Origin of the sequence: Actinophytocola gossypii (assembly GCF_025165815.1) — a bacterium.
GTDB lineage: Bacteria > Actinomycetota > Actinomycetes > Mycobacteriales > Pseudonocardiaceae > Actinophytocola > Actinophytocola gossypii.
In genome coordinates this window covers 235168-262014 of record NZ_JAFFZE010000014.1, presented here as the reverse complement: position 1 = coordinate 262014, position 26847 = coordinate 235168, and the positions used below count along the sequence as shown (strand labels likewise).

The 26847-nt window shown below is 71.7% G+C and carries 27 protein-coding genes and 3 pseudogenes; 24 read left to right on the top strand and 6 right to left on the bottom strand.

Going from position 1 to position 26847, the window contains the following annotated elements; genetic code table 11:
- Positions 1-25: 25 nt before the first annotated feature.
- Positions 26-442, top strand: a complete 417-nt coding sequence (locus tag JT362_RS17715; RefSeq protein ID WP_260192339.1) for a PGPGW domain-containing protein — start codon at positions 26-28, stop codon at positions 440-442.
- Here JT362_RS17715 and JT362_RS17710 read toward each other — a convergent pair.
- A complete protein-coding gene (locus JT362_RS17710; RefSeq protein WP_260192641.1) occupies positions 439-1701 on the bottom strand; it encodes a histidine--tRNA ligase in 1263 nt (420 codons plus the stop codon). The two genes, JT362_RS17715 and JT362_RS17710, sit on opposite strands and share 4 nt — an antisense overlap.
- Positions 1702-1817: 116 nt before the next feature.
- On the opposite strand from JT362_RS17710, the gene hrcA reads away from it, so the two are divergent.
- From hrcA to JT362_RS17625, 17 genes and pseudogenes are all read left to right on the top strand, one after another.
- On the top strand, positions 1818-2843 hold the full coding sequence (gene hrcA, locus JT362_RS17705; protein WP_260192338.1) for a heat-inducible transcriptional repressor HrcA: 1026 nt from the start codon (positions 1818-1820) through the stop codon (positions 2841-2843).
- A 72-nt stretch (positions 2844-2915) separates the two neighbouring features.
- On the top strand, positions 2916-4064 hold the full coding sequence (gene dnaJ, locus JT362_RS17700; RefSeq protein ID WP_260192336.1) for a molecular chaperone DnaJ: 1149 nt from the start codon (positions 2916-2918) through the stop codon (positions 4062-4064).
- The gene (locus JT362_RS17695; RefSeq protein ID WP_260192335.1) at positions 4061-4798 is read left to right on the top strand and encodes a 16S rRNA (uracil(1498)-N(3))-methyltransferase; all 738 of its coding nucleotides are present in this window, start codon (positions 4061-4063) and stop codon (positions 4796-4798) included. Before dnaJ ends, JT362_RS17695 begins: the two co-directional genes overlap by 4 nt.
- 507 nt (positions 4799-5305) lie before the next feature.
- On the top strand, positions 5306-6253 hold the full coding sequence (locus JT362_RS17690; protein ID WP_260192334.1) for a DNA polymerase domain-containing protein: 948 nt from the start codon (positions 5306-5308) through the stop codon (positions 6251-6253).
- Between the two features lie 9 nt (positions 6254-6262).
- Positions 6263-6616 carry a histidine triad nucleotide-binding protein gene (locus JT362_RS17685; protein ID WP_260192331.1) on the top strand — a complete coding sequence of 118 codons (354 nt, stop codon included), beginning with the start codon at positions 6263-6265 and terminating at the stop codon, positions 6614-6616.
- A 108-nt stretch (positions 6617-6724) separates the two neighbouring features.
- Positions 6725-7471 (top strand): annotated as a pseudogene (locus JT362_RS17680) (PhoH family protein); the annotation flags it as partial.
- Positions 7460-8281 (top strand): annotated as a pseudogene (locus JT362_RS35420) (LAGLIDADG family homing endonuclease); the annotation flags it as partial. The pseudogenes JT362_RS17680 and JT362_RS35420, both read left to right, overlap by 12 nt.
- A gap of 267 nt (positions 8282-8548) precedes the next feature.
- Positions 8549-8896: pseudogene (locus JT362_RS17670) on the top strand (PhoH family protein); the annotation flags it as partial.
- 80 nt (positions 8897-8976) lie between these two features.
- Complete coding sequence (gene ybeY, locus JT362_RS17665) at positions 8977-9534, top strand: rRNA maturation RNase YbeY (RefSeq protein WP_260192330.1); 558 nt, start codon at positions 8977-8979, stop codon at positions 9532-9534.
- A 13-nt stretch (positions 9535-9547) separates the two neighbouring features.
- Positions 9548-10879 (top strand): hemolysin family protein, encoded by a 1332-nt coding sequence (locus tag JT362_RS17660; protein WP_260192328.1) that lies wholly within the window; start codon positions 9548-9550, stop codon positions 10877-10879.
- Positions 10872-11195 (top strand): cytidine deaminase-like protein, encoded by a 324-nt coding sequence (locus JT362_RS17655; protein ID WP_260192327.1) that lies wholly within the window; start codon positions 10872-10874, stop codon positions 11193-11195. The genes JT362_RS17660 and JT362_RS17655 overlap by 8 nt, the downstream gene beginning before the upstream one ends.
- A gap of 20 nt (positions 11196-11215) precedes the next feature.
- Entirely contained in the window at positions 11216-12124 is a 909-nt protein-coding gene (gene era / locus JT362_RS17650) for a GTPase Era (RefSeq protein WP_260192325.1), read from the top strand.
- Positions 12125-12191: 67 nt separating this feature from the next.
- Entirely contained in the window at positions 12192-12941 is a 750-nt protein-coding gene (gene recO / locus JT362_RS17645; protein ID WP_260192324.1) for a DNA repair protein RecO, read from the top strand.
- A gap of 29 nt (positions 12942-12970) precedes the next feature.
- The gene (locus tag JT362_RS17640) at positions 12971-13798 is read left to right on the top strand and encodes an isoprenyl transferase (protein WP_260192323.1); all 828 of its coding nucleotides are present in this window, start codon (positions 12971-12973) and stop codon (positions 13796-13798) included.
- On the top strand, positions 13795-14220 hold the full coding sequence (locus tag JT362_RS17635; protein WP_260192321.1) for a YbjN domain-containing protein: 426 nt from the start codon (positions 13795-13797) through the stop codon (positions 14218-14220). Before JT362_RS17640 ends, JT362_RS17635 begins: the two co-directional genes overlap by 4 nt.
- Entirely contained in the window at positions 14217-15227 is a 1011-nt protein-coding gene (locus tag JT362_RS17630) for a permease (RefSeq protein WP_260192320.1), read from the top strand. Before JT362_RS17635 ends, JT362_RS17630 begins: the two co-directional genes overlap by 4 nt.
- Complete coding sequence (locus JT362_RS17625; protein ID WP_260192319.1) at positions 15224-15943, top strand: TIGR03943 family putative permease subunit; 720 nt, start codon at positions 15224-15226, stop codon at positions 15941-15943. The genes JT362_RS17630 and JT362_RS17625 overlap by 4 nt, the downstream gene beginning before the upstream one ends.
- A gap of 6 nt (positions 15944-15949) precedes the next feature.
- Here the strand turns inward: JT362_RS17625 and JT362_RS17620 are convergent, their stop codons facing one another.
- Positions 15950-16978, bottom strand: coding sequence for a LacI family DNA-binding transcriptional regulator (locus JT362_RS17620; RefSeq protein WP_260192318.1), 1029 nt, complete (start codon positions 16976-16978; stop codon positions 15950-15952).
- Between the two features lie 166 nt (positions 16979-17144).
- On the opposite strand from JT362_RS17620, the gene JT362_RS17615 reads away from it, so the two are divergent.
- Genes JT362_RS17615 through JT362_RS17600 form a run of 4 tightly spaced genes read left to right on the top strand, consistent with a single transcriptional unit; the run spans position 17145 to position 21707 of the window.
- A complete protein-coding gene (locus JT362_RS17615; protein WP_260192317.1) occupies positions 17145-18425 on the top strand; it encodes an ABC transporter substrate-binding protein in 1281 nt (426 codons plus the stop codon).
- Positions 18425-19435: a carbohydrate ABC transporter permease gene (locus JT362_RS17610; protein WP_260192316.1), complete on the top strand. Its 1011-nt coding sequence runs from the start codon at positions 18425-18427 to the stop codon at positions 19433-19435. The genes JT362_RS17615 and JT362_RS17610 overlap by 1 nt, the downstream gene beginning before the upstream one ends.
- A gap of 14 nt (positions 19436-19449) precedes the next feature.
- On the top strand, positions 19450-20307 hold the full coding sequence (locus tag JT362_RS17605) for a carbohydrate ABC transporter permease (RefSeq protein ID WP_260192640.1): 858 nt from the start codon (positions 19450-19452) through the stop codon (positions 20305-20307).
- Positions 20308-20309: 2 nt separating this feature from the next.
- A complete protein-coding gene (locus JT362_RS17600) occupies positions 20310-21707 on the top strand; it encodes a GH1 family beta-glucosidase (protein WP_260192314.1) in 1398 nt (465 codons plus the stop codon).
- 59 nt (positions 21708-21766) lie between these two features.
- On the opposite strand, the gene JT362_RS17595 is transcribed toward JT362_RS17600, so the two are convergent.
- The 3 genes from JT362_RS17595 to JT362_RS17585 all read right to left on the bottom strand — a co-directional run bounded on the left by JT362_RS17595 (position 21767) and on the right by JT362_RS17585 (position 23232).
- Positions 21767-22192: a Fur family transcriptional regulator gene (locus tag JT362_RS17595; RefSeq protein WP_311202724.1), complete on the bottom strand. Its 426-nt coding sequence runs from the start codon at positions 22190-22192 to the stop codon at positions 21767-21769.
- Positions 22189-22557, bottom strand: coding sequence for an ArsR/SmtB family transcription factor (locus JT362_RS17590; RefSeq protein ID WP_375546520.1), 369 nt, complete (start codon positions 22555-22557; stop codon positions 22189-22191). The genes JT362_RS17595 and JT362_RS17590 overlap by 4 nt, the downstream gene beginning before the upstream one ends.
- Before the next feature lie 402 nt (positions 22558-22959).
- Positions 22960-23232: a DUF6703 family protein gene (locus tag JT362_RS17585; RefSeq protein ID WP_260192313.1), complete on the bottom strand. Its 273-nt coding sequence runs from the start codon at positions 23230-23232 to the stop codon at positions 22960-22962.
- 197 nt (positions 23233-23429) lie between these two features.
- Between JT362_RS17585 and JT362_RS17580 the strand changes: the two genes are divergently transcribed.
- The gene (locus JT362_RS17580) at positions 23430-24791 is read left to right on the top strand and encodes a glycine--tRNA ligase (RefSeq protein WP_260192312.1); all 1362 of its coding nucleotides are present in this window, start codon (positions 23430-23432) and stop codon (positions 24789-24791) included.
- An 11-nt stretch (positions 24792-24802) separates the two neighbouring features.
- On the opposite strand, the gene JT362_RS17575 is transcribed toward JT362_RS17580, so the two are convergent.
- Positions 24803-25744, bottom strand: a complete 942-nt coding sequence (locus tag JT362_RS17575; protein WP_260192310.1) for an MBL fold metallo-hydrolase — start codon at positions 25742-25744, stop codon at positions 24803-24805.
- 108 nt (positions 25745-25852) lie between these two features.
- Between JT362_RS17575 and JT362_RS17570 the strand changes: the two genes are divergently transcribed.
- Complete coding sequence (locus JT362_RS17570; protein WP_260192309.1) at positions 25853-26833, top strand: ArsR family transcriptional regulator; 981 nt, start codon at positions 25853-25855, stop codon at positions 26831-26833.
- Positions 26834-26847: the final 14 nt, after the last annotated feature.

Genomic DNA, 26847 nt, shown 5'->3' with positions numbered 1-26847 from the left:
CGCGGCGGGTCACGATGGGAGCACTATGCCCGCCAAAGATCATGTGAAGCGCGTCACGATGTCCCTCGTCGGTGGTTCGATCCTGCTCATCGGCGTCGCGCTGCTCGTGCTTCCCGGGCCCGGCCTGCTGCTCGTGCTGGCCGGGCTGGTGATCCTGGCCGCCGAGTTCCCCGCGCTCGAACGGCACGTCGACCCGGTGCGCGACCGCGCGATGAAGGCCGCCGAGGACAGCGTGTCCTCCCCACTGCGGATCGCCGGCTCCGTGCTCGCCGGGCTCGGACTGATCGTCGCCGGCGTCCTGTGGGGACTGCGCGTGTTCCCGTGGCTGCCGTTTCCCGGCTGGAGCGCCGGATCGAGCCTGATCCTGTCCGGGGTCGTGCTGTTCGCCCTGCTCGGCTGGAGTTACCGCAAGGTCCGGGCGCGCCGCGATCAGGTGTCCTAGTCGCGTCGCAGCGGGCGTACGTCCGGCAGGTCCGCGTCGTCGGCCCGGACCGGCACGAAACCGGTGAAGCCCCAGCTCTCCAGTCGACCCAGCTGGGCGGCGAACTTGCCGCCGCGCCGCACCGGGGACACCACCCCACCGCGTTCCGCCCGCAGCCGCCGCGCCACCGCCAGCGCCCGCTCGACCGGCACGTCCGCGTCGAACAGCACCGCCACCCGCTCGCCCGGGGCGTCGGCGGCGACGAGGTCCACGATCCGCTCGAACCCGATCGAGAACCCGCACGCCGGCACCTCGGTGCCCAGCGACCGGCCGACCAGCTCGTCGTACCGCCCGCCGCCGGCGATCGATCCCGCCGAGTCCGGGTGCGAGACCTCGAAGATCTGCCCCGTGTAGTACCCCATCCCGCGCACCAGCGTCGGATCGAACGACCACCGCACGTCGCCGGGCAGCGCGGCCAGGCACGCCGCCGTCGTCGCCAGGTCCTCGGCGACCGCGTCCGGCAGCGCCGGCACCGCGTCGGCCAGCACGTCGGCGACCTTGACCGCAGGCAGGTCGGTGAGCGCGCCGATCGCGTCCCGCGCGGACGTGACGACCGCCGACGGCAGCCCCCGCCCGTCGACCAGCTCCCGCTCGACGCCCTCCCAGCCGATCTTGTCCAACTTGTCGACGGTGACGAAGAACCCGCCGGTCGCCTCGTCCGGCACCCCGGCCGCGCTCGCCAGCGCAGCCAGGAACCGCCGGTCGGACAGCCGCACCTCGGTCCCGGTGAGCCCGACCGCCGCCAGCGCCTCCGTCGTCGCCTCGATCAGCTCGGCCTCGGCCAGCACGCTCGGCTCGCCGAGCAGGTCGATGTCGCACTGGTAGAACTGCCGGTAGCGACCCTTCTGCGGCCGCTCCGCCCGCCACACCGGCCCGAACTGGAACGACCGGAACGGCTGCGGCAGCTCGGCCCGGTACTGGCTGTAGAACCGGGTCAGCGGCACCGTCAGGTCGTAACGCAGGCCCAGGTCCACCAGATCGGCGAGCGGACCCGCCGGCAACTGCTCGTCCAGGCCCCGGCGCAGGACCCGGAACAGCAGCTTCTCGTTCTCCCCGCCCTGCCCACCGGTCAGCCGCTCGATCCGCTCCAGCGCGGGGGTCTCGATGCGCTGGTAGCCGAACCGGCGGTAGACGTCCTGGATGAGGCCGAGCACCCGGTCCCGGGTCGCGACGGCGGCCGGCAGCAGGTCACGGGTGCCCCTGGCCGGGCTGTTGTCCATCTTCACGGTGCGTGGTCCTGGGTCGAGGAATGGTGACCGAATTCTCGCATGTGGGGCAACGAGGTAATCCACGACCGGCGATCCGTAAACTTGTGGTGAAGACGGGAGGTGACACGGTGGCCAGCACGGACGAGCGCCGCTTCGCGGTGCTGCGCGCGATCGTCGCGGACTACGTCTCCAACCAGGAGCCGGTGGCGTCCAAGGCGATCGTCGAACGACACAACCTGGGCGTGTCCAGCGCCACCGTGCGCAACGACATGGCCTCCCTCGAGGAGGACGGCTACATCGCGCAGCCGCACACCAGCGCCGGCCGCATCCCCACCGACAAGGGCTACCGGCTGTTCGTCGACCGGCTCTCGGAGGTCAAACCGCTCTCCGGAGCCGAGCGCCGGGCCATCAGCTCCTTCCTCGACGGCGCGATCGACCTCGACGACGTGCTGCGCCGCAGCGTCCGGATGCTGGCCCAGCTCACCCGGCAGGTCGCCGTCATCCAGTACCCGACGTTGACCTACTCGCTGGTCCGGCACATCGAGCTGGTCTCGCTCACCCCGGCCCGCGTGATGCTCGTGCTGATCACCGACAACGGCCGGGTCGACCAGCGGATGATCGACCTCGGCGACGTCATCACCGAGGACACCGTCGCCCGCCTGCGCACCATGCTCAACTCGGCGCTGGTCGACCACCGCGTCACCGACGCGGCGGCCAAGGTCGCCGACCTGATCGAGGAGTCGCCGGCCGAGCTGCGGGACGCGATGACCAGACTGGCCACCGTGCTGGTCGAGTCGCTGGTCGAGCACCCGGAGGAGCGGCTGGTGCTCGGCGGCACCGCCAACCTGACCCGCAACGCCGCCGACTTCCCCGGCTCCCTGCGCCAGATCCTGGAGGCGCTCGAGGAGCAGGTCGTCGTGCTCAAGCTGTTCGCCGCGGCCGGGTCCCCCGGCATGGTGACCGTGCGGATCGGCGAGGAGAACGAGGCCGAGGAGATGCGCAGCACCTCGGTGGTGTCCATCGGCTACGGCCCGCAGGAGACACTGCTCGGCGGAATGGGTGTGGTCGGGCCCACTCGGATGGACTACCCGGGCACGATCGCGGCGGTGCGGGCCGTTGCCAACTACGTGGGAGACATTCTGGCCGGGCGCTGACGCCGGCCACGCAGGAAGCGAGCACGCGACCCAGGTGAGCAGAAGGTCACCAGGGCAGGAGGACAGGACACGGTGGCAAGGGACTACTACGGCGCACTCGGCGTGCGGCAGGACGCGACCTCCGAGGAGATCAAGCGCGCCTACCGCAAGCTCGCCCGCGAGCTGCACCCGGACGTCAACCCGGACGACTCGGCGCAGGAGCGGTTCCGCGAGGTGACGGCGGCCTACGAGGTCCTGTCCGACCCGCAGAAGCGCAAGATCGTCGACCTGGGCGGCGACCCGCTCGGCAACGGCGGCGGTGGCGGCGGCCGCGACCCGTTCGCCGGGTTCGGGCTCGGCGACATCATGGACGCGTTCTTCGGCGGCGGCGGAGCCGGAGCCGGCCGGGGACCGCGCAGCCGCGTGCAGCCCGGCTCGGACGCGCTCATCCGGATCGAGCTGACCCTCGAGGAGTGCAACACCGGCGTCAGCCGCGAGCTGACCGTCGACACTGCCGTCCTGTGCGACCTGTGCCGCGGCTCCGGCTGCGCCGAGGGCAGCTCCCCGCAGGTCTGCGACACCTGCGCCGGCCGCGGCGAGGTGCAGTCCGTGCAGCGGTCGTTCCTCGGGCAGGTCGTCACCGCCAGGGCGTGCCCGGTGTGCCGGGGCGTCGGCGAGGTCATCCCCGACCCGTGCCGCCAGTGCGGCGGCGACGGCCGGGTCCGCGCCCGGCGCACGATCACCGCGAAGGTCCCGCCCGGCGTGGCCGAGGGCATGCGGGTGCGGTTGTCCGGCCAGGGCGAGGTCGGCCCCGGCGGCGGACCGGCCGGCGACCTGTACGTCGAGGTCGTGGAGCGGCCGCACGCCACGTTCGAACGCGACGGCGCCGACCTGCACTGCACGATCCGGATCCCGATGACCACCGCCGCGCTCGGCTCCGTGCAACCGCTGGAGACCCTCGACGACACCGTCGAGCTGGACCTCGAGCCGGGTACCCAGCCCGGCACCGAGCTGCTGCTGGCCGGGCACGGACTGCCCCGGCTGCGCTCGTCCGGACGCGTCGACGGCCGCGGTGACCTGCACGTGCACGTCGAGGTCGACATCCCAGGCAAGCTCGATGCCCGGCAGACCGAGCTGCTGCGCGAACTCGCGAACCTGCGCGGCGAGGAGGGGCACGTGATCGCCTCCGCCAACGGGCGGGGCGGCGGGCTGTTCTCCCGGCTGCGCGCACGTCACCGGTGACCGCCCCGGTCTTCCTCGTCCCCGAGCTGCCCTCCGGTACGTCGTTCGTACTCGACGGACCGGAGGGCCGGCACGCCGCGGCCGTGCGCCGGCTCGGACCGGGGGAGGACCTGGTGGTCGCCGACGGCCGCGGCGGCGCGGCGGCGTGCGTCGTCGCGTCGGTGCAGGGGAGGACCGCGCTCACACTGACCGTGTCCCGGCGCTGGCAGGAGCCCGAGCCCACGCCCCGGGTGGTGCTCGCCCAGGCCCTGGTCAAGGGCGACCGCGGCGAGCTGGCCGTCGAGCTGGCCACCGAGTGCGGCGTGGACGCCGTCGTGCCGTGGCGAGCCAGCCGCTGCGTGGCCAGATGGGACGACGGCCCGCGCGGGGAGAAGGCACTGGCGCGCTGGCGGAGCACCGCCCGCGAGGCCGCCAAGCAGTCCCGCCGCGCCCGCGTGCCCGACGTCGCGGAGCCCGTGTCGACCGCCGAACTGGCCGCGCTGGTCGCCGACGCGGCGTGCGCGCTAGTGCTCGACTCGAGGGGCAGTGCACCCCTGGCTGAGGTTCCGCTCCCGGAGACCGGCGACGTGGTGGTCGTGACCGGGCCAGAGGGAGGTATTTCCGACCACGAGTCCGAGGCACTGGTGGCGGCGGGAGCGCAGGTAGTGCGGCTGGGCCCGACCGTTCTGCGGGCCTCCACGGCCGGCGCGGCGGCACTGGCCGCACTAGGAGTCCGCACCGGGCGCTGGCGCTGAGCGTGCGCGACGGTCTACGCTTTGCAGTGCACGGCATGGGGGCGTGATTCCCGTGCTGGGCGTCCGACTACCGCCGGACACCTCCCCCCTCGGTCCGGCGGCGCCGCGTTGCGGTGGAGCGACCCCCAGGCTTCACCGCAACGCGGCATCCTCGGATTCGGGGGACCCCTGCTCGCGGAACGCGCTCGCCGGGGAATCCTCGGCGTATCTATCTGGGGGCCGAGCCCCCCGGAACCCCCCACGGTGCCAGCTCCTCCCGAACCAGCGCGGGTGCGCTGCCACTGACCAGCGCCGGCCCTCACAACCCCCGTTCCGGGCCGTGAGTCCCTCTTTCCCGTCGCGCGAGTCGTACGTTCCCGTCGCGTGAGTCGTACGTTCCCGTTGCGTGAGTCGTGCGTTCGCGTTGTGAACGTTCCGCGTTTTCGTCGCGGGCGGTTTGTGGTGTTGTTGGGTGGGGTGGGGCGGTTTGGGGGTTGCGGGGGTGGGGGAGGGGTTTACGTTTGGGGGGTGGGTAAGGGGACTCCGGTTGAGGAGATCGAGGTTGGGGATCGGGTTGTGCGGGTCTCCAATCCGCAGCGGGTCTACTTTTCGGCTCGGGGGGAGACGAAGCTGGATCTGGTGCGGTACTACCTGGCCGTGGGGGACGGGGTGGTGCGGGCGTTGCGGGAGCGGCCGTGCATGATGCACCGGTTTCCCGACGGGGTCGACGGGGAGAAGGTGCACCAGAAGCGGCTGCCGCGAGGGGCGCCGCCGTGGGTGGAGACGGTGCGGGTCGACTTTCCCCGGTACGGGCGGCACGCGTACGAGCTGTGTGTGACCGAGTTGGCCAGCGTGGCGTGGGCCGTGCAGATGTCCTGTGTGGAGTTCCATCCGTGGAACTCGCGGCGGGCGGACACCGAGAAGCCGGACGAGTGGCGGATCGACCTGGACCCGATGCCGGACTGCTCGTTCGAGCGGGTGCGGCGGGTCGCGGGAGTCGCGCGGGAGGTGTTGGACGAACTGGGCGCGGTGGGGTGGCCCAAGACGTCCGGCGGCAAGGGGCTGCACATCTACGTGCGGATCGAGCCCCGGTGGGGGTTCGCGGACGTGCGGCGGGCGGCGCACGCGTTCGCGCGGGAGGTGGAGCGGCGGGCCGGTGACCTCGTGGATCTGAGCTGGTGGCGCCGGGAACGGGATCCGAGCACCGTGTTCGTCGACTACAACCAGAACGCGCGGGACCACACGATCCGGAGCGCGTACTCGGTGATCGGCGTGCCGGAGGCGCGGGTGTCGACACCGATCCGGTGGGACGAGCTGGACGACGTCGATCCCCGGGACTTCACGATCGCCACGGTGCCCGCGCGGTACGCGGAGCTGGGCGACCTGCACGCGGGGATCGACGACGCCGTGTACTCGCTCGACGAACTCCTCGAATGGGCCGACCGGGACGATCTCCCGGCCGAGCCGACCGATTAGCCTGCACGCATGTCGGACTGCCTGTTCTGCAAGATCGTCGCCGGGGACGTTCCGTCCACGAAGGTGCACGAGACCCCGACGACGCTCGCCTTCCGGGACATCAACCCGCAGGCTGACGTGCACGTCCTGGTCGTCCCGAAGGCCCACCACGAGGACGCCGCCGCGCTGGCCGCCGCCGACCCGCGACTGCTGGCCGACGTCGTCGGCGCCGGAGCCGAGGTGGCCCGGCTCGAGGGCATGGCCGAGCCCGGATACCGGCTGGTGTTCAACACCGGTGAGCACGCCGGACGGACCGTGTTCCACGCCCACCTGCACGTCCTCGGCGGGGAGCAGCTCGGGACGTTCGGCCGACCGACCGGCTGACCGGCGGACGCAACGTCGATGCGGGATGTCGGTGGGTGCGGCTAGCATTGCTGGCGACACGGATCGACGAGCGGGCGCGACCAGCGCAGAAGGCAGGACCGAAAGCACGTGACCGGTACCGCACGGGGCGACGCGCCCCAGACTTCTGCACAGTCGACCAACGGCCCGGCCGAGGCGGGCTCGCTCGGAACGCCGGCCCAGTCCCGGTTCGTCGTCCCCGACCAGGCGGTCCTCGCCCTGCTCGGCTCCCGCGACGAGAACCTCCGGGTCGCCGAGGACCTGCTCGACGCCGACATCCACGTCCGAGGCAACGAGGTCACCCTTTCCGGTGAACCCGCCGACGTGGCCTTCGCCGAGCGCGTGTTCGCCGAACTGGTGACCCTCGCCGGCAAGGGCCAGCAGCTCGGGCCGGACGCCGTCCGCCGCACGGTCGCCATGCTGTCCGCCGGCGCCGCCGAGTCGCCCGCCGAGGTGCTCAGCCTCGACATCGTCTCCCGCCGCGGCCGCACCATCCGCCCGAAGACGCTCAACCAGAAGCGCTACGTCGACGCGATCGACCAGCACACGGTCGTCTTCTGCATCGGCCCGGCCGGCACCGGCAAGACCTACCTCGCGATGGCCAAGGCCGTGCAGGCCCTGCAGGCCAAGCAGGTCAACCGCATCATCCTCACCCGCCCCGCCGTCGAGGCGGGCGAACGCCTCGGCTTCCTCCCTGGCACCCTCTACGAGAAGATCGACCCCTACCTGCGCCCCCTCTACGACGCCCTGCACGACATGGTCGACCCCGAGTCGATCCCCCGCCTCATGCAGGCCGGCACGATCGAAGTTGCCCCACTCGCGTACATGCGGGGTCGCGCGCAGCCGGTGCACACCAAGGTCCTCACCCCGTCCGGCTTCCGCCCGATCGGCGAGCTCGAGGTCGGCGACCTGGTGGTCGGCTCCAACGGCGAGCCCACCCCGGTCCTCGGCGTTTACCCGCAGGGGCCGAAGAAGATCTACCGCGTCACCACCCAGGACGGCGCGTCCACGCTCTGCTCGGAAGACCACCTCTGGGCGGTCAAGAACCAGTACGACCGTGCGCGGTCGAGGCCGTGGCGTGTGGTGGAGACCAAGGAGATGGTGGGCAAGCTACGCACCGCCCACTACCGGAACTACGAGCTTCCCCTGCTGAGCAAGCCCGTGGCGTTGCCGGAACGCGAGGTCCCCCTCGACCCATACGCCCTCGGCCTCCTCCTCGGCGACGGCTGCCTGACCGGCTCGACCACCCCGGGCTTCGCGACCGAGGACCCCGAGCTGGCGGAGGTGCTGGAGAGCCTGGTGCCCGGCATTCAGGCTCGGTGGAAGTCCGGGCCGGACTACGTGTTGAATCGGGTTCGTCAGCCAGGCGACACGGTGACGATCGCGAACCCGATCACCGAGGTGATGCGCCGACTCGGGCTCTGCGGTTCCAGGTCGAACTCGAAGTTCGTTCCGGAGGAGTACCTGAACAACGCGGCGGAGGTCCGCCTCGCCGTGCTCCAAGGCCTGCTGGACTCCGACGGTGGTCCGGTCACCCAACGCGGCCGGACCTGCCGAGTTCAGTACGGGACGACCTCGCCGCGGCTCAGGGACGACGTGGTCACCCTGGTGCGCTCGCTGGGCGGAGTGGCCTACACCCACACCCGGCTCAAGGACGCCCGGCGCCCGGGGCGGGCGAAGGGGCGCGACGTGCCCTACCGGCACGACAGCCACGTCGTCGACATCCGGTTGCCGGCAGGAGTCGAACCGTTCCGACTGCGCCGGAAGCGCGACAAGTACAACGCCACCGGCAGCGGTCGCCCGATGCGGTTCATCGACCGCATCGACCCCGCCGGCACCGAGGAAGCCGTCTGCATCCAAGTGGCTGCCGAGGACTCGCTGTACGTCACCGAGGACTACCTGCTGACCCACAACACGCTCAACGACGCCTTCATCATCCTCGACGAGGCGCAGAACACCTCGCCGGAGCAGATGAAGATGTTCCTGACCCGGCTCGGGTTCGGGTCCAAGATCGTGGTCACCGGGGATGTCACGCAGGTCGACCTGCCGGGCGGCCAGAAGAGCGGGCTCAAGGTCGTACAGGGCATCCTCGAAGGCGTCGACGACGTGCACTTCTCCGTGCTGAGCAGCAACGACGTCGTGCGGCACAAGCTGGTCGGCGACATCGTGGACGCCTACGACCGCTGGCAGGCCACCCAGGACGCCGAGGAGAGCACCGTGCGGCACCAGGGTCCACGCGGGCAGGCGCGACGGGGACGCTGACGACACGTGAGTGAGCTTGCGAGCGAACCAATGTCACAGGGCGACCGCGAGCGGCGCGACCGAGCCCGCGAGGGGGCGACGTGAGTATCGAGATCGCCAACGAGTCGGGCGTGGTGGTCGACGAGCCGTCGATCGTCGCCGCCGCGCGGTTCGCGCTGGACCGGATGCGGGTCAGCCGGCTCGCCGAGCTGTCGGTCATGCTCGTCGGGCTGGACGTGATGGCCGACCTGCACGAGCGCTACCTCGACCTCCCCGGGCCGACCGACGTCATGGCCTTCCCGATGGACGAGCTCGACTCGGCCCGCAGGCCCGACGCCCCGGACCTCGGGCCAACCCTGCTCGGTGACCTGGTGCTGTGCCCGCGGTTCGCCCGCGACCAGGCGCACAAGGCCGGCCACAGCCTGATGGACGAGCTGCACCTGCTGACCGTCCACGGCGTGCTGCACCTGCTCGGCTACGACCACGCCGAACAGGCCGAGGAACGCGAGATGTTCACCCTGCAGAAGCGGATCCTGGCCGACTTCAGGACCGAACGCGCCGCCGCGGAGCGCCGGGCCGCGCAGCGCCGCGAGGACGACAAGCTGCTCGGTGCCGTCGGGCTCACCGCGCCCGAGCAGGACAAACAGCCGGACGAGTAAGCGGGGGGAAGCGGTGTCGGACTCGGCGGGCTTACTGGTGATCGCAGTGCTGCTCGTGGTGGCCGCCGGTCTGTTCGCGTGCGCCGACGCGGCCCTGTCCGCGGTGTCCCGCGCCCGCGTCGAGGGCCTGCTGCGCACCGGCCGCGCGGGCGCCAGACAGCTGATCGCGGTGGTGTCCGACCGGCCCCGGCACATCAACCTCCTGCTGCTGCTCCGGCTGGGCTGCGAGCTGGCCGCCACCGTCATCGTCACCGTCGCCTGCATGCAGCTCATCGAGCGCGGCTGGATCGCCGGGCTGGTCGCCGCGGTCGGCATGCTCGTCGTGTCCTACGTGCTGGTCGGCGTCGGGCCGCGCACCCTGGGCCGCCAGCACCCCTACGCCGTCGGGCTGATCGCGGCCGGGCCGGTGCGGGCGCTCGGGACCGTGCTGGGGCCGCTGTCCCGGTTCCTGATCGTCGTCGGTAACGCGATCACGCCCGGTCGCGGGTTCCGGCAGGGGCCGTTCTCCTCCGAGGTGGAGCTGCGCGAGCTGGTCGACCTGGCGCAGGAGAGCGGCGTCGTCGACGAGGGCGAGCGCGAGATGATCCACTCGGTGTTCGAGCTGCGCGGCACGATCGCCCGCGAGGTGATGGTGCCGCGGACCGAGATGGTGTGGATCGAGCAGACCAAGTCCGTCCGGCAGGCGCTCGCGCTGTCCCTGCGCACCGGCTACACCCGGCTGCCGGTGATCGGCGAGTCGGTCGACGAGATCGTCGGCGTGGTGAACCTCAAGGAGCTGGTGAAGGTCGCCCTGGACGCGCGGGGCGGCGACCTGCAGCGCCGGGTCGGCGAGCTGATGGGCGAGGCCACGTTCGTGCCGGACACCAAGCGCCTCGACGACCTGCTGCGCGAGATGCAGCTATCCCGCAACCACCTGGCCGTCGCGGTCGACGAGTACGGCGGCACCGCCGGGCTGCTGACCATCGAGGACATCCTGGAGGAGATCGTCGGCGAGATCACCGACGAGTCCGACACCGAGGACCGCCCGCCGGTCGAGCACCTCGACGACGGCGCGGTGCGGGTCAGCTCCCGGCTGCCGGTCGCCGACCTCGGCGAGCTGTTCGGCACCGAGCTGGGGGAGCACGACGTGGAGACCGTCGGAGGCCTGCTGGCCCAGCGGCTCGGCCGGGTACCGCTGCCGGGCACCGAGGCCGAGATCGCGGGCCTGCGGCTGCGGGCCGAGGGCGGCAAGGACAACCGAGGCCGGATGCGCATCACGTCGGTGGTGGCGCGGGCCGTGCCCGCCGCCGTCGCCACGACCGAGACCGCCGACGGCGAGGACGAGAGGAGCGTGGAGCGTGCCTGACCTGGACCCCGAGGACGCGAAGCTGATCACCCTGGCCAGGTCGGCGAGGGCGCGGACCGGTGCCGTCGAGGGGGCGGCGGTGCGTGACCTGGACGGCCGGACGTACGTGGCGGCGACGGTGGCGCTGCCGTCGCTGTCGCTCACGGCGTTGCAGGCGGCGGTCGCGGCCGCGGTGTCGTCCGGCGTCGAGGGGCTGGAGGCGGCGGTGGTGGTGACCGACGAGCAGAAGCTCGACCCCGCGTCGCTGGCCGCGGTCGCCGACCTGACCGCGGACGCGCCGGTGCTGCACGCCGACCCGTCCGGTGCGCTGCACTGACCGAGGGCGACAATGAGCGGGTGACCACACCGGACGTTCCCCACCGCTCTGGCTTCGCCTGCTTCGTCGGGCGGCCCAACACCGGGAAGTCCACGCTGACGAACACGCTCGTCGGCGCGAAGGTCGCGATCACGTCGAGCAAGCCGCAGACGACCCGGCACGCCATCCGCGGCATCGTCGCCCGCGAGGACGCCCAGCTGATCATCGTCGACACCCCCGGCCTGCACCGCCCGCGCACGCTGCTCGGGCAGCGGCTCAACGACGTGGTCCGGGCCACCTGGTCCGAGGTGGACGTGATCGGCTTCTGCGTGCCGGCGAACGAGAAGATCGGGCCGGGGGACCGGTTCATCGCCGCCGAGCTGGTGAAGCTGGCGCGGCACACGCCGGTCGTCGGCATCGTGACCAAGACCGATGTGGCGTCGCGGCAGCAGGTCGCCGACCAGCTGGTGGCGCTGCAGGAGGTACTGGAGTTCGCCGACCTGATCCCGGTGTCGGCCGTCGACGGCTTCCAGGTGGACCAGCTGGCCGACGTCCTGGTCTCCCGCCTGCCCGAGGGCCCCCAGCTCTACCCCGACGGCGAGCTGACCGACGAGCCGGAGGCGACCCTGATCGCCGAGCTGATCCGCGAGGCCGCCCTGGAGGGCGTCCGCGACGAGCTCCCGCACTCGATCGCGGTCACCGTCGAGGAGATCCTCCCCCGCGAGGACCGCGACGACCTGCTGGACGTCTACGCCAACCTGTATGTCGAGCGCGACAGCCAGAAAGGCATCGTGCTGGGCCACAAGGGGGAGCGCCTGCGCACGGTCGGCTCGACCGCCCGCCGGCAGATCGCCGCCCTGCTCGGCAGCAAGATCTACCTGCACCTGCACGTCAAGATCGCCAAGGACTGGCAGCGCGACCCGAAGCAGCTCCGCCGCCTCGGCTTCTGACGTGTTCGCCGCCGGCGAGGAACGGTCCAGCGCCGAAACCGTCGGTGGGGGATGAGACCATGGGGCGGTGAGCCTCTACCGCGACACCGGTGTGGTGCTGCGCGTGCAGAAGCTCGGCGAGGCCGACCGGATCATCACGCTCGTCACCCGCAAGCACGGGAAGGTGCGGGCGGTGGCGAAGGGCGTGCGCCGGACCACCTCCCGGTTCGGTGCCCGGGTGGAGCCGTTCGCGCACGTCGACGTGCAGTTCTACACCGGGCGCACGCTCGACATCATCACCCAGGTACAGACCCTCGACGCGTTCGGCGCCGGCATCATGTCCGACTACCAGCGCTACACCGCCGGCTGCGCCGTGCTGGAGACCGCCGATCGGCTCTCCGCGGAGGAGGGCGAGCCCGTTCTTCGGCTCTACCTGCTGGTCACCGGCGCGTTGCGGGCACTGGCCGACGGGCAGCGCGACTCCTCCCTGGTCCTCGACGCGTTCCTGCTGCGGGCGATGGCCTTCGCCGGCTGGGCGCCCGCCGTCCGTGAGTGCGCGCGGTGCAACGAGCCCGGCCCGCACCGGTCGTTCTCCGTGCCCGCCGGCGGCTCGGTCTGCCCGCGCTGCCGCCCGGCCGGTGCCGCGATCCCCGCCCAGGACACCCTCGTACTGATGGACGCGCTCGCGTCGGGCACCTGGGACGTCGCCGAGGCGGCCTCCCCCAACGCCCGCCGCGAGGGCAGCGGACTGATCGCCGCCCTGCTCCAGTGGCACCTCGAGCGTCAGCTCCGCTCGCTGCCGCTGGTGGACCGCAAGGGCGTGCCGAGCGGTCAGTAGGGTCGCGACAGGACCCCCCGAAGGAGTGAATGTTGCTTCGGCGACGAGCGAGCACCACCCCCCGCGCACGGACGACCGTCGACCCGCCGGAACCGCACCCGTCCGGCGCGCGACCTCCGCGCATCCCCGCCGAGTTCGTGCCCCGGCACGTGGCCATCGTGATGGACGGCAACGGGCGGTGGGCCAACCAGCGCGGGCTGACCAGGATCGAGGGGCACAAGCGCGGCGAGGCCGTCGTCGTCGAGGCGGCCCGCGGGTGCATCGAGCTGGGCGTGAAGTGGCTGTCGCTGTACGCGTTCTCCACCGAGAACTGGCGCCGCAGCCCCGAGGAGGTCCGCTTCCTCATGGGCTTCTCCCGCGACGTCATCCGGCACCGCACCGACGAGCTGGACGCGATGGGCGTGCGGGTCCGCTGGGCGGGCCGCCGGCCCCGGCTGTGGCGCAGCGTGATCGCCGAGCTGGAGTCCGCGCAGCGCCGCACCGCCGGCAACGACGTGCTGAACCTCGCCATGTGCATCAACTACGGCGGCCGGGCCGAGATCGGCGACGCGGCCCGGGAGATCGCCCGGCTCGCCGCCGAGGGGAAGATCAACCCGGAGAAGGTCGACCAGCGGACGATCGCCCGGTACCTGTACCAGCCGGAGATGCCGGACGTGGACCTGTTCATCCGCCCGTCCGGCGAGCAGCGGACCTCCAACTTCATGCTGTGGCAGTCCGCCTACGCTGAGCTGGTGTTCCAGGACATCCTGTGGCCGGACTTCGACCGGCGCGACCTGTGGCGCGCGTGCGAGCAGTACGCCCGCCGCGACCGGCGCTTCGGTGGTGCCGTCGACTCCATCGAGGGAGAGACCCCATGACCGAACAGGAGGCGTTGACCACCGCCGACCTGCTCACCAAGGCCCGCACCGCGCTGGAGGCGTTCCACGACGTGCACGTGGACGACGACGGCGCGCTGAGCTTCCGGCACGTCGACGTGCCGTGCGCGGTGCAGGCCATGCAGCTCGCCGAGGGCCTGACCGTGCTCAGCCTGACCTGTGTGGTCGCCTGGGACCTGCCCGACGACCCGAAGCTCGCGGCGTCCGCGGCCGAGCGGGCCGGTGACGGCCTGTTCGGCACGCTCGGCGTCGTGCACACCGACAAGGGCATGGACGTGACGCTGCGCTACGCCTTCCCGGCCGACGGGATCTCCGCGACCGCGCTGGGCACGCTGCTGATGCTGGTCGTGTCCACCGCCTCCCAGCTGCGCGCCGAACTGCTCGACGAGGCCCCGCGCCAGTGACGGTCGAGGCACCGCCGGACGCGGCGACCGAGGCGCCGCCGCGGCGGCGCCGGGTCACCTCGCTGGAGGTGCTCTGTGTGCTGCTCCTGGTCGCGCTGGTCGCCCAGGGGTGGATCACCTCGGTGCTCGACGCGCCCGCGCTGCGGACCGGGGCCACGATCTTCGTCGCGGTCTGTGTGCAGGCGCTGCCGTTCCTGGTGTTCGGGGTGCTGGTGAGCGGCGCGATCGCGGCGTTCGTGTCGGCCGACGCGCTGCGCCGGGTGCTGCCGCGCCGGCCCGCGCTGGCCGTTCCGGTCGCCGGGGTGGCCGGGGTGGCGCTGCCGAACTGCGAGTGCGCGGCGGTGCCGGTGGCGCGCCGGCTCATGCAGCGGGAGGTGCCGGCGTCGGTCGCGCTGACGTTCCTGCTCGCGGCGCCCGCCGTGAACCCGATCGTGTTGGTGGCGACCGCGGTCGCGTTCCCCGGCGAGCCGATGATGGTGCTCGCCCGGTTCGCCGGTTCGATGGCGACCGCGCTGGTGATGGGCTGGCTCTGGGCGCGGTTCGGGCGCGGCGAGTGGTTCGCGTCCCGGGTCACCCGCCGGGTGCCGCCGCCGGCCGGGGGCCACTCCCGGTGGGCGATGTTCGCCGAGACCGCGCGGCAGGACCTGGTCGACGCCGGCGGCTTCCTGGTGGTCGGCGGCCTGGCGGCGGCGGTGCTGAACGTCGCGGTGCCGCGCTCGTGGCTGGACACGCTCGGCGACCAGGTGGTGCTCGGGATCGTGGTGATGGCGGTGCTCGCGGTGCTGCTGGCGCTGTGCAGCGAGGCGGACGCGTTCGTCGCCGCGTCGCTGTCCGCGCTGCCGCTGCTGCCGAGGCTGGTGTTCTTGGTGGTGGGGCCGGCGATCGACGTGAAGCTGTTCGTTCTGCAGGCCGGCACGCTCGGCCGTCGGTTCGCGCTCCGGTTCGCGCCGTTGACGTTCGTGGTGGCGGTCGGCTGCGCGGTCGGGGCGGGGGTGGTGTTCCTGTGAGGCGGGAGACCCAGAACGTGCTGCTGGTGCTGCTGGGCGGTGCCCTGCTGAAGATCTCGTTCACCGGCGCGTACCTGCGCTACGTCAAGCCGGCGCACCAGTGGCTGCTGATCGCCGGCGGCGTGGTGATGCTGGTGCTGGCGGCGGTTTCGATCGTCCGGGACGTGACCGCGCGGCGGCACGTGGAGCACCCCGACCACGAGCACTCGACGCGCAGCGCCTGGCTGCTGGTGCTACCGGTACTCGCGGTGTTCCTGGTCGCCCCGCCCGCGCTCGGCTCCGACTCGGTGGAACGTGCCGGCGACGCCGCGCCGCGTGCCGCCGCGTCCGCCGAGGACGACGGTTCGGCGCTGTTCCCCGCGCTGCCACCGGGCGAGGTGCTCCCGCTGACGCTGTCGGAGTTCGTCGAACGCGCCGCCTGGGACTCCGCCGACTCCCTCGACGGCCGCCGGATCCGGCTGACCGGCTTCGTCGTGCACGAGGGCGACAAGACCCACGTCGCCCGCTTCGCGATCAGCTGCTGCGCCGCGGACGCCTACCCGATCAAGGTCCTGCTCGACGGCGCCGACCTGACCGACCGCCCCGACGACAGCTGGATCCGCGCCGTCGTCGAACTGGTACCCGGCTCGCCGACGAAGGCCAACGGCTACGTCCCCACCGTGACCGTCCACTCCGTACAGCCGATCCCCCAACCCGAGGACCCGTACGAGCACTAGTCCTCGTCAGGCCGAGTCGCGGACCGTCAGGGTCACCGGGAGGACGGTGGTGTCCGGGCGGACGGTGTCGCCGGCCAGCAGGGACATCAGGGTGCGCACCATGTGCCGGATCTGCTCGCGCGGGTCCTGGTGCACCGACGTCAGCGGCGGGTTCATCGCGGGTGCGAGGGTCGGCTGGTCGTCGAAGCCGATGACGCCGACGTCGTCGGGCACGCGGCGGCCGGCGGCGCGGATGGCCCGCATCGCGCCCGCCGCCATCGCGTCGCTGGCCGCGAACACGCCGTCCAGGTCCGGCGCCCGCTCCAGCAGCGCCGTCATCGCGCGTTCGCCGCTCGCCATCAGGAAGTCGCCTGCCTCGGACAGGCCGGCCGGATCGAGGCCGAACTCGATCAGCGCGTCCTGCCAGCCGGCGAGCCGGTCCGCGGCGGCCGGGTGGTCGAGCATCCCGGTGACCGTGGCGATCCGGCGCCGGCCGGTGGACAGCAGGTGACGCACGGCCATCCGCGCGCCGGCGCGGTTGTCGAAGTCGACCGCGTGCACGCCGCGGCGCACCGACCCCGGCCGGCCGCCGTAGACCACCGGCAGGCGCAGCAGCCGCAACGCGGTCGGCAGCGGGTCGCCCTGGTGCGGCGCGAACACCATCGCCCCGTCGACGTGGCCGCCCTCCAGGAAGCGGATGGTCCTCGGCACGTCCTCGCGGCTGTCCACGAACATCAGCAGCATCTGCACGCCGGTCGCGGACAGCTCCCGGTACGCGCCGTGCATGACGGTGGCGAAGTACGGGTCGTCGAGCACCTTCGACTCCGGCTCGGACAGCACCACCGCGACCGCGCCGGTCCGTCTGGTCACCAGTGACCGCGCCGCCTGGTTGGGGGAGTAGCCGAGCTCACGGGCCGCGCCGAGGACCTTCTCCTTGGCACGGGAGCTGACGTAGGCGTCGTCGTTGAGCGCGCGGGACGCCGTCGAGCGGGACACGCCGGCATAGGCGGCCACGTCCTCCAACGTGGGGCGTTCTTCCTGGGGGCGAGCTGGCACGGGCCAGAGTGTAGCGGCTGATTCTGGGAGCGCTCCCTAACGATCCGGAAAACGCCAACGCGGTTTTCCTTGACACTCGTACGTGTTTCGGACCACACTCGGTACTCCCGTTCTGGGAGCGCTCCCAGATTTCGGCCAGACACAAGGGACGACGAACGTGCGACGTATGCAGACAAGGGTGTTAGCCGGCGCGATCTCGCTCACCGCGATGGTCGGCCTGACCGCCTGCGGAGGGGACGACTCCGGCGGAGTCGGTGCGGACGGGAAGATCGAGCTGACGATCGGAACCTTCACCGAGTTCGGGTACGAGGACCTGCTCAAGGAGTACGAGCAGCTCAACCCGGACATCCGGATCACCCACCACAAGACCGGCCAGGGCGGCCCCTACCACCAGCAGTTCTTCACCAAGCTCGCCGCCAACTCGGGCCTCGAGGACGTGGTCGCCATCGAGGAGGCGCACATCCCCAAGGTCCTCGACAAGCCCCAGCTGTTCCACGACCTCGGCGAGGTCGGCCCGTCCGACGTCACGCCGGACCGCTGGCTGGACTGGAAGATCGAGACCGCCACCGCCAAGGACGGCACCTGGATCGGCTACGGCACCGACATCGGGCCGCTCGCCATGTGCTACCGCAAGGACCTGTTCGAGGCCGCCGGCCTGCCCTCGGATCCGGAGGCGGTCAAGGCGCTGTTCGAGACCTGGGAGTCCTACTTCGCCGCGGGCGACCAGTACGTGGAGGCCACCGGCAAGCCGTGGTTCGACTCCGCCTCGCAGGTCTTCAACGCCATGCAGAACCAGCTCGAGACCGGCTACTTCAACGAGCAGGACCAGCTGATGATGGAGTCCAACACGGCCATCCGGGACAACTGGAAGCAGGTGACCGCGGCCGTGGAGCGCGGCCAGTCGGCCAAGCTGGTCGCGTTCGGTCCGGAATGGAACAGCGGCTTCAAGCAGAGCGCGTTCGCCACCAAGACCTGCCCGTCCTGGATGCTCGGCATCATCGAGGAGCAGGCCGGTCCGGAGCACGCCGGCCACTGGGCGGTCACCGACGCGTTCCCCGGCGGCGGCGGCAACTGGGGCGGCTCGTTCCTCGCGGTGCCCAAGCAGAGCCAGCACCCGGAGGAGGCGGCCAAGCTCGCCGCCTGGCTGACCGCGCCGGAACAGCAGATCAAGGCGTTCCAGCACACCGGCAACTTCCCCAGCCAGGTCGACGCGCTGGACTCGCCCGAACTGCTCGGCACGACCAACGAGTACTTCGGCGGTGTGAACATCGGCGAGCTGTACGTCGCGCAGGCGAACAAGGTCGCCGAGGCGCAGTACAAGGGCCCCGGTGACGGCGAGATCCAGGAGAACGCCACCAGCCCGGCACTGCAGGCGGTCGAGCAGGGCAAGTCGCCGGAGGAAGGTTGGCAGCAGGCGGTGGACACCGCCACGAGGATCGCCGGCTGATGACCAGTTCGGTCGACACGGACGCGGGGCGGGCGCCGAGCAGGGCGGCGCCCGCTCCGCCCCCGGCACGCCCGCCGCGGCTGACCTGGCGGCAGCGGCTCAGCGTGGCGGACGTGAAGTTCTCGCCCTACCTGTACGTGGCGCCGTTCTTCATCGTGTTCGGGGTGGTCGGGCTCTTCCCCCTGCTGTACACGGCGTACCTGTCGCTGTTCGAGCGGGAGCTGTTGGACTTCGAGTCCACCTGGGTCGGCTTCGCGAACTACGCCACGCTGCTCGGGGACGCCCAGTTCTGGAACGCGCTGGTCAACACGATCAGCATCTTCCTGCTGTCCACGGTCCCGCAGATCATCGTCGCGGTCGCGGTCGCCGCGCTGCTGAACACCCACCTGCGCGCGCCGACCGGCTGGCGGGTGGGCGTGCTGCTGCCGTACGTGGCGAGCCTGGTCGCGCTCGGCATCATCTTCGCCAACCTGTTCGGGCCCAACTACGGGCTGGTGAACGGGGTCATGGAGTTCCTCGGGTTCGAGCCGATCGACTGGCAGGCCAACCGGTTCGCCAGCCACGTCGCCATCGCGGTGATGGTCAACTGGCGGTGGACCGGCTACAACGCGCTGATCGTGCTGGCCGCGATGAAGGCGATCCCGAAGGACGTCCACGAGGCCGCGATGATCGACGGCGCGGGCGCGATGCGCCGGTTCTTCAGCGTCACGCTGCCGCTGCTGCGGCCGACGCTGATCTTCGTGGTGGTCACCTCGACCATCGGCGGGCTGCAGATCTTCACCGAGCCCAAGCTGTTCGACGCCATGCCCGGCTCGAACAACGGCGGATCGTCCAACCAGTTCCAGACGATCACGCTGTACATGTACCAGACCGCGTTCGGCAACCACGACCTCGGCTACGCCTCGGCGATCGCCTGGGTGCTGTTCCTGATCATCATCGTGATCGCGCTGGTCAACTTCCTGCTCACCCGGCGACTGGCGTCGAGCGGCACCGAGGACGGTGGGCGATGACGGCACTGACGGCGATGTCCGGGGCGCTGCGGCGGCGCACGGTCGACGCGACCGGGTCGCGGCGGGCCCGGTTCTGGGTGTACGGGCTGCTGATCGCGTTCCTGCTCGGCTCGGCGTTCCCGTTCTACTGGTCGTTCCTGGTCGCCAGCCGGGACAGCTCCATGCTCACCGAGCAGATCCCGCCGCTGCTGCCCGGCGGGAACTTCCTGTCCAACGCGGCGCGGGTGTTCGACTCGGTGCCGTTCTGGAAGTCCTTGGGCAACAGCGTGATCGTGGCCGGCACGGTGACGTTCACGACCGTGCTGTTCTCCACGCTGGCCGGGTTCGCCTTCGCCAAGCTGCGCTTCCGCGGGCGCAACACGCTGTTCCTGATCGTGGTCGCGACCCTCGCGGTGCCCACCCAGCTCGGCATCATCCCGCTCTACATGGCGATGTCGGAGTTCGGTTGGACCGGCGAGCTGCAGGCGGTGATCGTGCCCAACCTGGTCACCGCGATCGGTGTGTTCTGGATGCGGCAGTACACGATGCAGGTGGTGCCCTACGAGCTGATCGAAGCGGCCAGAGTGGACGGTTGCTCGATGATCCGGGTCTACTGGCACGTCTGCCTCCCGGCCGTGCGGCCGGCCGCCGCGTTCCTCGGAATGTTCACGTTCATGACGTCGTGGAACGACTTCCTGTGGCCGCTGGTGGTGCTGAACGCGGAGAACCCGACCGTTCAGCTGGCGCTGGAGCGGCTGCAGAGCGGGTTCTACATCGACTATTCGCTGGTGCTGGCGGGAACCACGCTCGCGACCATTCCGATCCTGATCGTTTTCGTCGTGCTCGGCCGCCAGATCGTGGCCGGGATCATGCAAGGCGCCGTGAAGGGGTGACCATGTCAGTTTTGCCCGAGTCGACACGATCGGTGTCGCTTCGCTTTCCCACCGGTTTCGTGTGGGGCGCGGCGACCGCGTCGTTCCAGGTCGAGGGATCGACCACCGCGGACGGTCGGACGGACTCGACCTGGGACGCGTTCTGCCGCCGCCCCGGCGCGGTCGTGAACGGCGACACCGGCGAGCCGGCGGCGGACCACTACCGGCGGTACTCCTCGGACGTCGACCTGATGTCCTCGCTGGGGCTCGGTGCGTACCGGTTCTCGGTGGCGTGGCCGAGGGTGCGCCCGGACGCCGGCCCGGTGAACCCGGCCGGGCTGGACTTCTACGACCGCCTGGTCGACCGGCTGCTCGAGGCCGGCATCGAGCCGTGGGCGACGCTGTACCACTGGGACCTGCCGCAGGCGCTGCAGGAGCAGGGCGGCTGGACGTCGCGGGAGACGGCGTACCGGTTCGCCGAGTACGCGGCCACGGTCGCCGAGCGGCTCGCTGACCGGGTGGCGGGCTGGATGACGATGAACGAGCCGTGGTGCCAGGCGTTCCTGGGCTATGGTTCCGGCCGGCACGCGCCGGGCGTCACCTCCGGGCGGTCGGCGATCGCCGCGGCGCACCACCTGCTGCTGGGGCACGGCCTGGCGATGGAGCGCATCCGCGCGGCGTCGGCGAAGCCGGCCGGGATCACGCTGAACCTGTTTCCGGTGCACGCCGCGTCCACGAGCGACGAGGACACCGACACCGCGCGGCGGGTCGACGGCCTGCAGAACCGGCTGTTCCTGGACCCGGTGCTGCGCGGCGGCTACCCGGCCGACGTGCTGACCGACCTGGCCCCGTACGGCCTGCCGGAGCTGATCCAGCACGGCGACCCGGAGATCATCGCCGCCCCGGTCGACCTGCTCGGCGTGAACTACTACCGCGCGCTGCTGGTCGCGGCGCCGGACGGCCCGCACGACGGCAGCCCGAGCGAGTGGGTCGGCGTGGAGGGCGCGCGCTTCCTGTCCAGCGGGCAGCCGGTGACGGAGTCGGGCTGGGAGGTCCAGCCGGACGGTCTGGCCGAGCTGTTGGTGCACCTGCACCGCGAGTACCCGGCCGTGCCGCTGTACGTGACCGAGAACGGTGCCGCGTACCCGGACGTGGTCGGCCCGTCCGGGGAGGTCGTCGACCACGACCGGATCGCGTTCCTCGACGGTCACCTGCGCGCGGCGCTGGCCGCGATCCAGCAGGGCGTCGACCTGCGCGGGTACTTCTACTGGTCACTGCTGGACAACCTGGAGTGGGCCGAGGGCTACGCGAAGCGGTTCGGCCTGGTGCACGTGGATTTCGAGACACAGCGGCGGACGCCGAAGGAGAGCGCCCGCTGGTACGCCGATGTGATCGGCCGCAACGGCCTGCCGGCGGAGTAGACCCACCGGGGGTGGGAGTGTGCGCTCGGCCGTGACCGCACCCACGGCTGAGCGCACTCTCAACCGGCGCAGGCCCCGCAGGTACCGAAGACCTCGACGGTATGGCTGACCTGGGAGAACCCGTTCTCGGCGGCGACCTTCTCCGCCCACTTCTCGACCGCGGGGCCCTCCACCTCGACCGTGCGGCCGCACTCGCGGCACACCAGGTGGTGGTGATGGTGCTGCGAGCAGCGCCGGTACACGGCCTCGCCGCTGTCGATGCGCAGCACGTCGATCTCGCCGGCGTCGGCGAGCGACTGGAGCGTGCGGTAGACGGTGGTCAGGCCGATGCCCTCGCCTCGGGTGCGCAGCTCCTCGTGCAGCTCCTGCGCGGACCGGAAGTCCTCGAGCTGCTCGAGCAGGCTAGCCACCGCCGCGCGTTGCTTGGTGGACCGCCGGCCGGGCACGGTCGGGGTCGAGGTCTGGGTCGAACGGTCGTTGGTCAACGGGCCTCCTCCACGTGCGCCACGGCGTCCACCACGATGTGCGCGAGGTGTTCGTCGACCAGACGGTAGACCACCTCGCGGCCGTGCCGCTCGCCGTGCACCACGCCGGCGGACTTCAGCACCCGCAGGTGCTGGCTGATCAGCGGTTGCGCGACCCCGAGCGCCTCGACCAGCTCGTGCACGCACCGCTCGTGCTCCCGCAACTCCAGCACGATCGCGATGCGCACCGGCGCGGCCAGCGCGCGCAGCAGGTCGCCGGCCGCCGACATGGCGGCACTGGGCCGGTGCGCCCCCGCGCCGACCGGAAGCCGCTCGGACGAGTGCTCGACCGAGTGCTCGACGGTGTCCCCGGCGGTGTGCTCGATGGTGTCCCCGGCGGTGTGCTCGATGGTGTCCCCGGCGGTGTGCCTGATGGTGTCCCCGGCGGTGTCTCCGGTGGTGTGCTCGATGGTGTCCCCGGGGGTGTGCCTGATGGTGTCCGCGGCGGTGTCTTCGGTGGTGTGCTCGATGGTGTCTTCGGTGGTGTGCTCGATGGTGTCCCCGGGGGTGTGCCTGATGGTGTCCGCGGCGGTGTCTTCGGTGGTGTGCTCGGCGGTCTCCCCGGCATGGTCCTCGGCGTGCGTGTCCTGCGCGGTGCCCCGGGTGGTGGCGCGCGGGTCGGTGGCCGTCCACGGAGCGGCATCCGAGGTCACGGTCCACCTCCTCCCGATAGCGGTTACCGTGTTCAACATCCTACGACGTGCGGGTATTTCGGTCCGTGCCTGCGATCAGAGCACCGAGATCGCGATCGCCACCAGCACCGCCAGGACCAGGACTCGCAGCACCCGCTGCGCGGCGGACAGCGTGGGCCAGGTCGCGGCCAAGAGCACCCCGACGCCGGCCGCGAGCGCGCCGAGCAGTAGCGCGCCGGTGCCGCCGCCGAGCAGCACGCCGGCCGCGAACACCCCGGCCACGACCAGGAACACCACCAGCGGGGTGACCTTGGCGAGCGGCCCGTCGCCAGGGAGCAACCTGGCCTTGAAGTTCGACCTGCCGGGCACTTGTCCTCCTATCGGACGCTTTGCAAATTACATTCCGCAACGCCAGCCGCGCGCATTCGGCCCAATCTGTCGCCCGTTCGTGGAGCGTGGGCTGGGGCTAGGCTGTGGCGGCTGTGCCCACTGTCTGGGGTCCACGATCGTCCGGCGCGGCCCCTATTGAACGCCCTGGCCCCGAGCGCACCGCAGTTGGAGTGCCCATGCCCGCCGATCGCGTCGAGACCGTCGTCAGCCTGTGCAAGCGGCGCGGGTTCGTCTACCCCTGCGGTGAGATCTACGGCGGCACCCGCTCGGCCTGGGACTACGGGCCGCTCGGCGTCGAGCTCAAGGACAACATCAAGCGCGAGTGGTGGCGGACGGTGGTGCACCGCCGCGAGGACGTCGTCGGGCTCGACTCGTCGGTGATCCTGCCCAGGCAGGTGTGGGAGGCCTCGGGGCACGTCACGGCGTTCCACGACCCGCTGGTCGAGTGCACGGCGTGCCACCGCAGGTTCCGGGCCGACCAGCTCGCCGAGGAGCACGGGGTCGCCGACCTGGCCGAGGTGCCGTGCCCGGACTGCGGGGCGGTCGGCGAGTACACGCCGCCGCGCGAGTTCAACATGATGCTGCGGACCCACCTCGGCCCGGTTGAGACCGACGAGGGCCTGCACTACCTGCGGCCGGAGACCGCGCAGGGCATCTTCGTGAACTTCCTCAACGTGCTGACGACGTCCAGACGCAAGCCCCCGTTCGGCATCGGGCAGATCGGCAAGTCGTTCCGCAACGAGATCACGCCGGGGAACTTCGTGTTCCGCACCCGGGAGTTCGAGCAGATGGAGCTTGAGTTCTTCGTCGAGCCGGGCTCTGACGAGGAATGGCACCAGTACTGGATCGACGAGCGCCTGCGCTGGTACACCGACCTCGGGATCCGCCGGGAGAACCTGCGCCTCTACGAGCACCCGGCCGAGAAGCTCGCGCACTACGCGAAGCGCACGGTCGACATCGAGTACCGCTTCGAGTTCGGCGGCCTGGAGTGGGGCGAGCTGGAAGGTGTCGCCAACCGCACCGACTTCGACCTCACCACGCACGCCAACCACTCCGGGGTCGACCTGTCGTACTTCGACCAGTCGACCAGCTCCCGGTACCGCCCGTTCGTGATCGAGCCGGCCGCCGGCGTCGGGCGCCCGCTGATGGCGTTCCTGCTCGACGCGTACCGCGAGGACGAGGCCCCGAACGCCAAGGGCGGCGTCGACAAGCGCGCGGTGCTGAGCCTGGACCGGCGGCTGGCTCCGGTGAAGGTGGCGGTGCTCCCGTTGTCCCGCAACGCGGACCTGACGCCGAAGGCTCGGGACATCGCGGCCGCGCTGCGCCGCCACTGGAACGTCGACTTCGACGACGCGGGCGCGATCGGCCGCCGCTACCGCCGGCAGGACGAGATCGGCACCCCGTTCTGCGTGACCGTCGACTTCGACTCCCTCAACGACCACGCGGTCACCGTCCGCGAGCGCGACTCGATGGTCCAGCAGCGCATCTCGGTCGACAAGCTGGAGAACTACCTCGGCGGCCAACTCCTCGGCTGCTAGCGCCTGAACACTCAGCGGTGCCGGGGATACGCGTCCGCGCGGACGAACGGGGTCCTGAGGTGCGCGGTCGCCAGCCACGTCCGGCCCCGCTCGGCGTCCTCGAGCAGGCTCCGTCTGGTTCCCCGCGCCACGTCCTGGTCGGCCTCGAAGGCGTAGCCGACGTCCGGGTCCACCAGCTGCACGGCGTGCACCAGAACGTCACCGGTGATCACGACGCGGCGCCCGTGTCCGCGCACCACGACGGACTGGTGGCCCGGCGTGTGCCCGGGTGTCGGGATCGTGGACACCGCGCCGCCCCGGCCGCGGGCCAGACACACGTCGCCGTCGACGGTGTCCAGCTGCCCGGTCCGGCGCAGCGGGTCCACGACATAGGGGAGCACCACGTCGTCGCCCGCCTGCTCCAGCGCGCGGATCTCGGTCCGCTGCACCACGTACCGCGCGTTCGGGAAGTACGGCACCCCGTCGGGCGACACCGACCAGCCGAAGTGGTCCTCATGCAGGTGTGTCAGCACGACCAGCCGGACGTCCGCGCGGTCGATGCCGGTCTCGGTCAGGCGTTCCAGCAGGTGCCCGGGCACCGGCGCCCACGCCGACGCCGGACTCTCGGCCGGTCCCACCCCGGCGTCGACGAGCGCGAAGCCGCCCGCCGGGAGCCGGATCGCGAAGCAGCGGAAGTCCAGGTTCCAGGTGCCGTCCGGACCGAAGGCGTCCGGGTCGACCCGCCTCGCGCCGGTCCAGTCCCGGGACGTGGCGCCGCTGAACGCCTCCTCGGCGGGGAGGAAGAACGGGCCGGTGGCGTCCAGCAGCGCGACGACCTGGAACGGCCCGGCCGCCATCGTCGCGCTGCCCGACGCCCGCACGGCGGCAGCGGTGGGCGTGGTGAGACCGGCCGCGGCCAGTCCGGCGGTCGCTCCGCCGAGCAGGAACGTGCGTCGTCGCACCTGGTTGGTCATGTCGGTCTCCTCGGTCCTTTGCGATACTCCGGTGCGAGGAAGTCGATCAGGGGGTGCCGGTCCGGTGCGAGCGATTCGAGGAACGTCGAATCCCGGGCGGGTCCGGCCGTGCTGACCGTGCGGGTCGGTCCCGAGCGGCTGGCCGGCTCCCGGTTCGCGCTGTCCCGGCTGGCGGAGCTGTCCTGCGCGCTGGAGGTGCTGACCCACCCGGCCCGCGCGCCGTTCGCGGCCCGGTGGGTGGCGTCCACGAGGCCGCGCGTGGATCGGGACGCGGTGTCGCTGGTGCACGCGCTGGTGGAGCCCGAGTCCGCGTACGTGCCGGACTTCCTGGTGCCGCTCCCGGCGGAGTACGAGCCCACCCTGGACGCCGAGCTGGAGGCCGTGGCGACCACGCCGCCCGGGACCGTGCGGGACCACCTGGAGCGCGCGTTCCCGGGCAGCCCGCTGCCCCCGGCGGTGGCCGCCGTCCTCGACCGGGGTGGGGAACGCGCCGTGGCCGAGTCCGCCGCCGAGCAGCTGCGCCACTGCTGGCACGCCACGCTCGCCGACTCGTGGCCTGCCCTGCGCCGGGTCCTGGACGAGGACGTGCGGCACCGCGCCGCCAACGCCGCCCGGGTCGGCCTCGCCCGCATCCTCGGCGACCTGCACCCGACCCTGCGCTGGGACGGCGCCGTGCTCACCAAGGAGTCCGCGTACGACCTGGTGGCCGAGCCCGTGCCCGGTCCGGTTCTCACCCCCTCGGTGTTCCTGCCGTGGCCCGCGGTGTGGAACGGCGCACCCGGCGACGTGCTGTTGGGCTACCCGGCCCGCGGCAGAGGCGCGGTCTGGGCGTCCCCGGGGCGCGTGCTCGGCGCACCGAAGCTGAGCGCCCGCCGCGTCGCCCTGCTGGCGGACCTGGACACCCCGCGGTCGACCTCGGAACTGGCCACCCGCCACCACCTCAGCCCGGCCACGGTGTCGTACCACCTGACCCGCCTGGACGCCGACGGCCTGGTCACCCGCCGGCAGGACGGCCACAGCGTCCTCTACACCGCCACCGACGGCGCGCGAACACTGCTCACCGCCATGACCCACGCGGCGCGGCACTGACGCGCATGGCCTGG

Bases quoted from the DNA above. Each gene is read 5' to 3' on its own strand.
- JT362_RS17715 (WP_260192339.1), top strand. From the start codon at position 26: ATGCCCGCCAAAGATCATGTGAAGCGCGTCACGATGTCCCTCGTCGGT.
- JT362_RS17710 (WP_260192641.1), bottom strand. From the start codon at position 1,701: ATGGACAACAGCCCGGCCAGGGGCACCCGTGACCTGCTGCCGGCCGCC.
- JT362_RS17685 (WP_260192331.1), top strand. From the start codon at position 6,263: ATGTCGGACTGCCTGTTCTGCAAGATCGTCGCCGGGGACGTTCCGTCC.
- JT362_RS17640 (WP_260192323.1), top strand. From the start codon at position 12,971: ATGTTGCTTCGGCGACGAGCGAGCACCACCCCCCGCGCACGGACGACC.
- JT362_RS17635 (WP_260192321.1), top strand. From the start codon at position 13,795: ATGACCGAACAGGAGGCGTTGACCACCGCCGACCTGCTCACCAAGGCC.
- JT362_RS17615 (WP_260192317.1), top strand. From the start codon at position 17,145: ATGCAGACAAGGGTGTTAGCCGGCGCGATCTCGCTCACCGCGATGGTC.
- JT362_RS17610 (WP_260192316.1), top strand. From the start codon at position 18,425: ATGACCAGTTCGGTCGACACGGACGCGGGGCGGGCGCCGAGCAGGGCG.
- JT362_RS17605 (WP_260192640.1), top strand. From the start codon at position 19,450: ATGTCCGGGGCGCTGCGGCGGCGCACGGTCGACGCGACCGGGTCGCGG.
- JT362_RS17600 (WP_260192314.1), top strand. From the start codon at position 20,310: ATGTCAGTTTTGCCCGAGTCGACACGATCGGTGTCGCTTCGCTTTCCC.
- JT362_RS17580 (WP_260192312.1), top strand. From the start codon at position 23,430: ATGCCCGCCGATCGCGTCGAGACCGTCGTCAGCCTGTGCAAGCGGCGC.
- JT362_RS17575 (WP_260192310.1), bottom strand. From the start codon at position 25,744: ATGACCAACCAGGTGCGACGACGCACGTTCCTGCTCGGCGGAGCGACC.